The following is a 1943-nucleotide window of genomic DNA, read 5'->3' as shown; positions in this document are numbered from 1 at the left end:
GCCTCTACCTTCTTGCCTTCTACATATACTGCACCGCGACCCAAGACATCTTTAGCTGCTGCACCATTCTTTACCAAAGCCGCCATTCTTAGTACAGCAGATACTGGCAACTCCGACTGCCCCTCAGCATCAACATCAACTTCCGGAACATTATCTGGAATCTCACCCAAACCGACTCGGTTGCCTGCCGAGTTATGCGCCGTCGCCGCCGACTCCGCATCATGGAAACGCTCAATGATTTCGCGCGCAAACAGATCTTTAACCTCTTGCGGGTTTCTCCCTTGCGCAACCTCTTGTTTAAGAACCTCTATCTCTGCCAATGACTTAAAGCTTAATAATTCATAGTAGCGCCAGATCATTTCATCAGGTAGCGATAGCAACTTCGTGTACATCTCACCCGGCGCATCATTCACACCCACATAGTTATTGAGCGATTTGGACATTTTCTGGACACCATCCAAACCCTCTAATAAAGGCATCGTTAGAATTGTCTGAGGATCCATACCCGCATTTTTCTGCAAAGTACGCCCCATTAATAAGTTGAACTTTTGGTCAGTTCCACCCAATTCAACATCTGCCGCCATTGCAACCGAGTCATAACCTTGCACTAACGGGTACAAGAACTCATGAATTGCAATGGACTGCTCCCCTTTAAAGCGCTTACTAAAGTCATCACGCTCTAGCATTCTCGCTACAGTATATTGCCCGGCCAGCTTGATCATATCCGCAGCAGACATCTTCGACATCCATTCTGAGTTAAACATGACCGTTGTTAACTCAGGATCTAAAATTTTGAACACCTGCTCTTTATAGGTCTGCGCATTTTGCGCCACCTGCTCTTCAGTCAAAGGCGGCCGTGTAGCACTTTTACCGGTAGGATCACCAATCATGCCGGTAAAGTCGCCAATCAAGAACAGCACCTCATGACCAAGATCCTGGAACTGCTTCAACTTATTAATGAGTACCGTATGCCCTAAATGTAAATCTGGAGCAGTTGGGTCAAATCCAGCTTTGACACGAAGTTTCTTCCCCGCCTCAAGCTTCTTTACTAAGTCTTCTTCTACTATTAACTCTTCAGCTCCGCGTTTAATAATTTCTAGAGCTTCTTGAACCGATCCCATCTTAAACTTCACCTTTCAACGCATACCAATAACAATCGAGAAACAATCGCGACATCAAAAAACAAACAAGTATATCATCTTTAACATTACTGTAAGCTTTATAAACAAACATTGACTTTGCTTGAACCCAGCTTACAACTATACTTATAGGAATATTTAACAGATTTTCACATTTTTATGTGACTTCTAAAAAGCATTAATACTCACTTTATTGAGTAAAGCAATTAATTAAAGCAGGCCAGACGTTGATTCACGCCTTTCCAAAAAAGCACATGATAGCCGCCAGCCTCACCGGCGCGGTAATGACACTTGTACTTGCACTGAGCCCTAGCAGCAAAGTCAATGCAACCAGAACGTCCATCGAGATTGATCTAGATAACCAGGTTTTGTCTAGCAGCGAGAGCGTTAAAGCATTAAACACGCAAGAGCCCAGCCAGCAGCCCCTGATTGCCAGCCCAACGCCTAAAGTCGAAAACTGGCAGAGTTTTGATATCAAATCAGGCAATACATTATCAACACTGTTTGCTAAAGCCGGGTACAACGATAAAATCATGTACTCCGTTATACACTCGTCGAAAGCTGCAAAGCAGATTGCCAACATTTACCCTGGCGAAAAGATCGCCTTTCTTAACGATGAGAACGAGCAACTTTCCCAAATCAAACTGGTTCGCTCCCCCCTTAAGTCAATTGTATTTAAACGGGATGAAAACAATTCTTTCACTAAAGAAGTTGTTACTCGCACCCCGGATGTTCATATCGCCTACGGTGAGGGAACTATAGAAAGCTCATTATTCCTTGCAGGGCAAAAGGCCGGGCTCTCAC

The 1943-nt window shown here is 44.3% G+C and carries 2 protein-coding genes; one reads left to right on the top strand and one right to left on the bottom strand.

Annotated elements, in window-relative coordinates:
• Positions 1-1121 (bottom strand): tyrosine--tRNA ligase (gene tyrS, locus A3761_RS19745; protein WP_068750736.1); only part of this gene is annotated, 1121 nt, incomplete at its 3' end.
• Between the two features lie 302 nt (positions 1122-1423).
• Here tyrS and A3761_RS19740 point away from each other — a divergent pair.
• A partial coding sequence (locus tag A3761_RS19740) for a LysM-like peptidoglycan-binding domain-containing protein (RefSeq protein WP_304439629.1) occupies positions 1424-1943 on the top strand: 520 nt, incomplete at its 3' end.

The organism is Oleiphilus sp. HI0123 (assembly GCF_001635315.1).
Note: the sequence above shows the minus strand (reverse complement) of the source record. Positions and strands in the feature narration are given on the sequence as shown.